Origin of the sequence: Nostoc sp. CHAB 5715 (assembly GCF_020829685.1) — a bacterium.
In the GTDB taxonomy this organism is placed as follows: domain Bacteria; phylum Cyanobacteriota; class Cyanobacteriia; order Cyanobacteriales; family Nostocaceae; genus Nostoc.
Genome location: NZ_JAIVFR010000202.1, coordinates 1 through 8,996, shown reverse-complemented (window position 1 = coordinate 8,996; position 8,996 = coordinate 1). Strand labels below are relative to the sequence as shown.

The window sequence follows — 8,996 nt, the reverse complement described above, 5'->3', positions numbered from 1 at the left end:
AATACCCTTATTGCTGTGTAAAATTAAGTCTCAAGATAGTGTGTACCCCACTACAAAAGAACTTAAGCTAGGCGTATAAGTTTGGGGAAATAGTGATGAATAAGGAAACAGTTCCTAGTCAAGCTGAAAAGTCTAGTCCAGAAGGCAATCCATCGCAACTAGATCCAGAGGTACTGGACAAAATCAAACACCCTGCCACAATAGACGATGTTATTCGGGAGCAATCACCAGAAGAACGTAAAAGTAACCCAGCTTTAGTACCGGAAATGATCGATGATCCAACTGATGATTGATTGGGTTTGCGAAAAAGTCATGGAAATGCTCTGATTCCCGACTTCTCTAAGAAGTCGGGAATCTTGTTAGTTGTTAGTAGTCTGTTACTACCCAAGATTATGCAGTTCTTCCTGATATATTTCTGGCGTGTTGATGTCTAATAGCACAGCCGGAGTATCAAATTTCACTTAATGAATTACTGGATAAAATTCTTTGACAGTAATTTTTATGTAGTAGTTTAATCTTCAATGATTTGTTACCTAAATTTTGAGGTATAGTATTAAAAAATAAAATCTATCTAAAGATATCAATTATTTATACAAAAAGATAGTTGATGGCAATATAAATATTGTGGGAAAACACATATAATTATATACTTTGGCTAAGAAAAAGGAGACAAAATTTGTCAAACAGCTATTTGGATGACTATAGACTTTCAAAAGGTGAAGCAGAGAATTAACGTAATTACTGCTCAGATTGAGGAAGTGCTAATTAAGTACTATGCTCTAGATTAAATCTCCAAATTGAAAGGCGAGAACAACTAATTTTGGGAAAATTGTTACTCAAAATATATTAAAAAGCCAGATGCAACTGGCTGATACAACTGCTACTAGCCTGTCTCTCGGCTTATTCCAGATAAAAGTATTGTAACGATAATGACGCACTCTCCAAATTCAGAAAATAACCAGAAACCACCTAATCGTCGTTTATGGCTCCTCCTCTTAGGACGTACCAGTTTGGCTGTCGGTGTCGTTTTGCTGGTTGGAATTACAGTCGGTGCTTGGTGGGCTAGAAGCTATATATATAAAGATTTAGCGCCATTAGTGCAGCAAAATCTCGAACAATTGCTTGGGCGTCCAGTAAAAGTAGGGAAAGTTGAACGTTTTTCACTCTCTAGTCTAAGATTTAGCTCTCTATCAATACCAGCAACTTCCACTGATCCAGATCAGGTAGTAGCAAAAGCTTTAGATGTGCAGTTCTCGCCCTTGCAGCTTCTCCTTACCCGAAAACTAGCATTAAATGTCACATTAGTTCAACCCAATGTTTACATTCAGCAGGATCAAGATGGTCGCTGGGTTACAGCCCAAGTCAAGGCTGCGGAAGGAAAAGGTGCTATTCAAACTGAGTTAGAGACACTTCAAATACAAGATGGGAATGTAGAGTTATTGCCAGCCTTTGCACCAACTAGACCGAAAGGCTTAGTAATATTAGATCAATTTGGTGGTGTTGCTCGATTTTCAGATCAAAATCAAAGGATTGGTTATGACATCAATGGTCAACTCACTAGGGGAGGCGCTGTTAAAATCGTTGGCGAAACACAACTAAAAGCTCAACAAACTAACCTCAAGCTGCAAGCACAAAATTTACAAGCATCTGATATCAGTCGATTAATTGAGTTGCCAATTGCCTTGCAAGCAGGGCGTTTAGATGCTGACTTAGGGGTTCAGATTCCACCCAAATTGTCAGAAATAGCCGTTACAGGAACAGCTACAGCTAATCAAATCGCTGCTAAAATTCCAAAGATTCCTCAGCAAGTTTCTAATTTTAATGGCAGATTTCTATTTCAAGGTCAGACAGTTTCTTTAGACAATCTGAATACGAACTTTGGCAAAGTTCCCATTTTGGCTAATGGAACAATTAATACCCAAACAGGTTTTAATGTCTCGGCTCAGATAAAACCTGTTAGTGCGAAAAATATTTTAGACACGCTGAATGTAAATTCTTCAGTTCCAGCTAGTGGCGAAGTTCAAGCAAATATTAAGGTAGGCGGCAAACTACAGCAACCAGTCGTTAGCGGGACGGTAAGCAATACAAAACCTATTCAAGTTGACCGCGTTCTCTTCACAGCCGTCAATACTGACTTCCGCTTGAATGTATCTCAAAGTGCATCTCAAATTGCTGTCTCGAATCTGAAATTAGTCCCCGCAGCCGGTGGTCAAATTACAGGAGGCGGTCAAGCTAATATCGGAGCCAAAGATAACGTAATATTTAATGCTCAAGTTGATGGTGTATCCGGGGATATATTAGCGCGTAGCTACGGCGTTGCTCTACCGATCGCAGTTGGCAATATTTCAGCAAAAGCAGAAGTTACTGGTTCACTTGGCAAACAACCATTAAAACTTGATGTTTCCAGTGTTCAAGTAACGCCACCAACAGGGGGAAAAATTACAGCCAGTGGTCAAGTTCAACTGGCTCCCCAAGGTCAAGTAGCTTTAGGTATTCAAGCTCTAAATTTACCAGGAAATGCGATCGCTCAAGGTTACGGTATTTCAACTCCGATTAATGTTGGTGGTATATCTGCGAACGCAAAAGTTTCTGGTTCTCTAGGTAAACCCTTAAACGTAAATGTTGCTAGCGTTCAAGCAAATCCAGAGGTGGGAGGGCAAGTAACAGCCAGTGGTCAACTTCAGCTTGCGCCCCAAGGCAGGGTATCATTTAACGTGCAAGCACAAAATTTACCAGGGGATGCGATCGCACGAGCCTATAACACTTCACCCGCCATCACCATTGGGAATGTATCGGCAAATGCCAGAATTTCCGGCACTCTGAACAATCTACAAACAGTAGCGCGGGTGCAAGCGCCTACCGCTACCTATCCCACTACCGGACGAGTTGTTGTTGCCAAACAAGGACAGAATATCGTCTTTCCAGATGCGGTTTTGAACGTGGCAGGTGGTACAATCAGAGCTAGTGGTCAACTTGCACAACAACGCTGGCAGGCTTCTGTGAATGCCCAACAGCTGCAATTGAACCGTTTTGGACAGATACCACCCCAGTTCCAGGGAGTTTTAAGCAATGCGGCGTTGAATTTGTCAGGAAGCACTGCTTCTTTCCAACCCTCAACCATTCAAGCTACAGGGCAAGCAAGGCTGAATCTAGCAGGAGGTACGGTTAATGTCAGCAATATTAACCTTGATGCTGGTCGCTGGCAACTGCTTGCCAACGTTTCCCAAATTCAACTCAACCGTTTCTCGCCACAATTGCGAGGACGGCTCAATAGTAATATCCAATTAGCAGGCACAGCAGAATCTTTTCAGCTTGCAGATATTCGCGCTGGTGGACAAATCCGCCTTTCCCAAGGGGTAGCACTGCTGGCAAAACCGCTTACGGCTCAATTTCAGTGGAACGGACAGCAGATTATAGTTGAAAACGCAAGTACCCCAGGATTGAGTGCTAATGGTGCGATCGCTATTCAGTCTCCACCAAATGGCGCACCCCAAATTGCCGGATTTAATTTAAACGTACTGGCGCAGAATTTCAACTTAAAAAATACAGGCTTTCAAGTTCCTGGAGACGTAGCATTAGCGGGGCTACTTGATTTTAATGGGCAAGTTACAGGTACTCCAGATGTACCTCAAGCTAATGGCAATATCCGACTGCGGAATTTCAATGTGAGTAACTTGGCATTTGACCCACTTTTAACTGGAAACGTGAATTTTCAAGGCGGACAAGGGGCAAGTCTGCGATTAGCCGGGAAGCAAGATAGGATTGCACTTAACCTGGGTGCAGATTATCGTCCAACTTCATTTTTAGTTCGACGCGGTGGCGCAGTTAGCACAGGTAGAACTGAGGGAGATAACTTGCTCATCAACGCCCAACAGTTTCCCATAGCTTTGGTTGGGGGCTTTTTACCGAACAATCAATTGAAACCTCTGGCGGGGCAACTATCGGGGAATTTAGTTGTTAATCTGAATAATTATGCCATTGCGGGAGACGTTGCGATCGTAGGGCCTCGTGTTGCCAGAGTTGCAGCAGATGAATTTCGCGGCAACATCAATTATGCTGATGGTACTGCTAGCTTGACTAATGGTCAATTGCGGATTGCAGATAGCAACATCGCCCTGAGTGGAAATGTAAAAACAGGGAATGACCCGCAATTTCAATTCCAAGCTAATTTAGACCAAGCCAGAGTTGAGAGACTATTACAAGCGTTTAATATCTTTGATTTTAAAGACCTTAATACCGGGTTGCAGCCTCCGAAGTTGGCTGGAGCAGAAGTACTTAATACCAAGCCTGTCAGTTTGCCCAATGCAGATTTGAAAACACAGTTAGCATATTTCTCAAAAATTACAACATCAATAACAAAACAACAGCAACAACAAACCAAAAAAGACGCATCTTTACCCACCCTTGCAGAATTAACAGGTGTTTTGAGCGGAGGAATTACAGCTAATGGCTCGTTAAAATCTGGGTTAAATGTTGGCTTTAATTTCCAAGGTGCTAATTGGCAATGGGGTGAATACTCCATTAATCAAGTCGTTGCTCAAGGCAATTTTGCTGATGGTGTCGTCACACTTTCGCCGTTGAGTGTCGGGATAAATCAAGGACTGGTGGCTTTTACCGGACAGTTAGGAACTGAGCAACTATCTGGAAAGTTGAATGTAGCAAGTTTACCTCTATCGCTTTTACAACCTTTTATAGAAAAATACCCGATAGATATCACTGGTAATGTAAATGCTGATGCCACCTTGGGAGGTAATTTACAAGATCCCAGAGTTCAAGGGCAAGTGGCGTTGGCGAATGCGACTCTCAACAAGCAACCTGTGCAAACAGGACAGGTGAACTTTGACTACAACAATGCTCGCTTGAATTTTGACAGTACTTTGTTAGTAACTGGAACACAACCAGTTACAGTTACAGGTAGCGTACCTGCTGCTTTGCCTTTTGCCAAAGTGCAACCAGATAGCAATCAAATCAGCATCAACGCCAGCGTGAACAATGAAGGGTTGGCACTGTTAAACCTGTTTACCAACAATCAAGTCGCTTGGGTAGACGGTCAAGGACAAGTAGATTTAAACGTTCGGGGTACTTTAAACGAACCAATTATCAACGGAAATGCCACACTTAATAATGCAACTTTTCGCGCTCAAGCCTTATCTGAACCCCTAACAAATGTCACAGGGACAGCGCAATTTAATGGCAATACAGTGAATGTCCAAGGTATCCAAGGCACTTACAATAAAGGGCAAATAAGTGCATCAGGCATCCTGCCAATTTTTGATCCTCAGCAAGCCCCAGCGAATCCCCTAACAGTATCAATAGCAGACAAACTCAATTTTAAGATTGCAGGACTGTATCAAGGCGGTGTAGGCGGCGATGTTGTAATTCGCGGAACAGCACTAAAACCTGTAATTGGTGGAGAGATTCAGCTCAGTGATGGTCAGGTAATCATTGGAAATACTACTGCTAAGACAAAATCAGCAGCTACAACTCAAGCTAACACTAACGTCATAAATAGAGAAGAGGTTAAAGTTAATCTCACACCTACAGCAGAGAGTAATGCTAGCCCAGTGACTACAGCAGATACTAACGCTAGTGCAGTAACTCCAGCCAATTTACCAATACAGTTTGCAGATTTAAGGTTAAGTTTAGACGACAATGTTCGTGTTACCACTCAATCACTACTCGACTTTATACCAGGAGGAGCCGCATTAAGTCAGCCGCTATTGAGCTTTGACGCCAAAGGTGACTTGACGATTAATGGTACATTAGCCAAGCCGCTTCCTGAAGGAGTGATTCGTTTGACAGGAGGACGACTCAGTTTATTTTCGACTGAGTTTACCTTGGCGCGAGGCTACGAACAAACAGCGCGGTTTATTCCAAGTCAAGGACTTGACCCTACTTTGGATGTCCGACTTACCGCAATTGTACCGGAAACATCAGCAAGGAACAGTCAAATTTTGGAATCACCATTGTCTGCTGAAGTCAGCGATGTTTCTGCTAGCAACTTCGGGACTTTACGTACCGTTACCGTTCAAGCCAGGGCCAACGGCCCAGCTAGTGAATTGGGCAACAATCTGGAACTGACGAGTGAACCTAGCCGTAGCCGGGGAGAAATAGTTGCTTTACTGGGTGGCTCGATTCTGAATTCCTTCGGTCAAGCAGATGCAGGACAAGGGCTGACTAATTTCGCTAGCTCTACCATTTTAGGTGGTTTGCAAGGAACTATTACTGCGATCGGGCAGGCTGTTGGTTTCAGCGAATTTCGGATATTTCCCACCCCTACCACTAATAATGAAACAACGACAGCTTCAGTTCTGAATTTATCAGCAGAGGGTGTGTTTGACATCAATAGAAATTTCTCTGCTTCTTTATCACGCCCTCTTTCTAGCGATGAGTCTTTCCGTTATAACGTGCTTTATCGACTCAATGATGAAATTTTGATGCGAGGCTCAACTAATTTAGGGGATGAAAATCAATTCCAAGTTGAGTATGAAACTAGATTTTAGATCTGACTTTTCCCGTTATCTTCTTGATTGAGCGATCGCTTACTATACCCCTAGCCCAAAGTCCTATTCTCTCGTGATTCATTGTCATTAATCTCAAATTATTGAGAATAACCTCTAGCCTGGAACCCTTGCTATTTCGTTGTTTTACGACTTAACGGGAAAAGTCAGGTTCTTAGACCTCATTCGATACCTACAATGTTTTGACCCGGAGACATTAGCCAAACTAATCAGCAGTCAGTAGATGTCATCATAGTATTATTTCACAATCACTAGTAAATATGAACAATCAACATTGACTTATAATTCGGAAAACTCGATACAGAGTGCGTATTAGAGCTTGAGTACAACCATCTTCCTATCCCAGCTATGCCATTAGATTTCTCCGGTAAAAATCTCCGAGGACGCTCCTTTAAAGGACAAAACCTTAAGGGGGCAAACTTTATTGGTGCAGATATCCGAAGCACTGATTTTACTGATGCTAACTTAACTTTGGCAAACTTCAGCCATGCTAAAGCTGGATTGCAACATCGGTGGGCTATTTTTCTAGTCGTTGTTTCGTTATTGCTTTCAGGATTATCAGGACTTTTCTTCAGTTTTATTGGCTATGTGCTGCTTTCAATACCACTTTACCTAAGTAAAGATAACACTCCGGAGTATATAAGTTTTTTAACTGCGGAGTTTTTTATTATAATTATATTTGCTATTTTCATTTTCATTACAATTCGTAAAGGAATACAAGTGGGTTTAGGAACTGTCGCCGTCATTGGAATCGCGGTTCCTGCCTTCGTTGGAGCTTTCACCATCTCCATCAACGGAGCCTTTATCACAACAGCAGCTTTGATTGTCGCCTTTGCCGTAGCCATTGCTTCTACTGGAACCTTCGCCGCAGCCATTGCCTTCACTGAAGCCAGAGTCGTTGCCGGAGCTAAAGCCTTTGCCTTCGCCGTCGTCGTCGCCGTTGCCTTCGCCGTCGCTGGAGTCTTCAGCTTCGCCTACTTCGGAGCTTTCGCCGAACCCAACCCCGGAGATGTTGCCGTCCCCGAAGCTAGCGCTAGAGTCGGAGTCTTCATCATCGTCTTCGCCGGAGCCGGAGCCGTCACCGGAGTCCCAGTGTTATTGAGTGTTTATAGCAGTTGTCAAGCGTTTAAAGGAGACGAAAAGCACGCCCTAATTCGGAACATTGCTGTTGCTTTTGCAGCTACTGGCGGTACAAGCTTTCGCAATGTTAACTTAAGCGATGCTAATTTCACAGGAGCCACACTCAAAAGCACGGATTTTAGAAAAGCTACTTTGACTCGCTTCTAAGTACGATATGCGCTCTTCTAATTTCCTAGGCGGATTTGCTGAAACTAACTACGGTAACATGGTAGAAACTCAACATAACTATGCTGCTCAAACCAATTTAGTAGAAGCAGCATCGCAAATTCAGCAGTTACTTAAGCAACTGGAAGAAACTAACCCTACTTCAACTGAAACAGAAAGAATTATAGTAGCAGCTAAGGCTGCTGATGAAATAAAAAATAATCCAACTCTCAAAGCACGGGTTATTGGTGCGCTTAAATCAGGTGGTAAGGAAGCATTTAAAGAAGCAGTTGACAATCCGCTCGTTAACATTTTGATAGCGATTATTGAGGGATGGCAGGAAGCATAGAAAAGAATCTATATTTCGTTAGGTATTTCTAATTGTATGTTGATGTCGTCATAGGGTCATTTCCCGACAACCTTAGAAAATACAGTACTTAAAAATATATTGATTAAGTAAATTTATTTACATCTTATAGATTTACAAGATAGTATTTTTTGTGTCAAATTTGTTAGGGTTTTTTTAAGACTATCTGTAATGACTGAAACTAAAGTTTTTGACTTTCCATACTGTCAATGCCCTTGCCCTGGCGAGGGCTTTTTTCATGCACACCCAAGCCGCGCCCTACACGACACACAGAGGCGCGGTTTTGCGTTGTGGCAGTGATTCCGTTTATTTATATAACCAACAAGAATCACTGCCACACTACTATGCATAAAATATACTTTACATTGAGATAGATGAATGGAAACGGCCAGAAGTCAATCCGTTATTAAAAAAATGTAATACTGTCTAGTTGATTTCGTTTATTGCATTTGTGTAATACAATCAAAATAAAATACCAAGCTAAACCTCTTTATGAGTACCTTCCTATCTAACCAAAATTTGCCTAATGATTTCAGTCTGATTACAGAAGCCGAAGCTGAAGCCATTCAACAACTTGAACGCATACTCAATCAAGAAAATAGTCAACTGAAATTAGTAGCAGCAAACCGCGAAGAAATAACTATTCCTGATTGTGTATATCTTGTATTACGTCAAGTAGTGCAGGCAATGGCATCAGGTAAAAATGTATCTATAGTTACATATAATTCAGAACTAACAACACAACAAGCAGCTGATTTGTTGAACGTATCACGTCCTTATCTGATTAAATTATTAGAGCAGGGTGAGCTTCCTTACGTTCTGGT

Annotated in this window: 5 protein-coding genes; all 5 read left to right on the top strand. The window is 42.1% G+C overall.

From position 1 onward, the window contains the following. The first annotated feature begins 95 nt into the window (after positions 1 to 95). Complete coding sequence (locus tag LC574_RS13280; RefSeq protein WP_229453960.1) at positions 96 to 293, top strand: hypothetical protein; 198 nt, start codon at positions 96 to 98, stop codon at positions 291 to 293. A 636-nt stretch (positions 294 to 929) separates the two neighbouring features. Then, positions 930 to 6,503 carry a translocation/assembly module TamB domain-containing protein gene (locus LC574_RS13275; protein WP_229453959.1) on the top strand — a complete coding sequence of 1,858 codons (5,574 nt, stop codon included), beginning with the start codon at positions 930 to 932 and terminating at the stop codon, positions 6,501 to 6,503. Positions 6,504 to 6,869: 366 nt separating this feature from the next. After that, positions 6,870 to 7,808, top strand: coding sequence for a pentapeptide repeat-containing protein (locus LC574_RS13270; protein ID WP_229453958.1), 939 nt, complete (start codon positions 6,870 to 6,872; stop codon positions 7,806 to 7,808). 7 nt (positions 7,809 to 7,815) lie between these two features. Beyond that, positions 7,816 to 8,154, top strand: coding sequence for a hypothetical protein (locus tag LC574_RS13265; protein ID WP_229453957.1), 339 nt, complete (start codon positions 7,816 to 7,818; stop codon positions 8,152 to 8,154). A 510-nt stretch (positions 8,155 to 8,664) separates the two neighbouring features. After that, the coding region (locus LC574_RS13260; RefSeq protein ID WP_229453956.1) for an excisionase family DNA-binding protein at positions 8,665 to 8,996 on the top strand (332 nt) is incomplete at its 3' end.